General features: G+C 38.1%; 1 pseudogene. It reads left to right on the top strand.

The features are described 5' to 3' along the window. Positions 1 to 223 (top strand): annotated as a pseudogene (locus ACRHOC_RS15515) (hypothetical protein); the annotation flags it as partial.

The raw sequence follows: 223 nt of genomic DNA, 5'->3' as shown, positions 1-223 counted from the left end.
TAACAGAAAAGGAAAAGTCATCTTAACCGACGCGTCTGAACGTTATTCCAAATTGCGAAAAAACCTTGGTGCAACAAATTGTGAGCTTAAGTCTAAGCACATTACAGGAATACAAGATGCTTATCTAAACTTTAAGGACATTGATCGAAAGATCGACGCTGAAACAAAAGAGCTAATCCCTAGCATAGCCGCCAAGGTATTTAATAACTCAGCTTTTGGCTAT

The organism is Winogradskyella poriferorum (genome assembly GCF_050618035.1).
In the GTDB taxonomy this organism is placed as follows: Bacteria; Bacteroidota; Bacteroidia; order Flavobacteriales; family Flavobacteriaceae; genus Winogradskyella; species Winogradskyella poriferorum_A.
The sequence above is the reverse complement of the archived record's forward strand: the minus strand, read 5'-3'. Positions and strand labels throughout refer to the sequence as shown.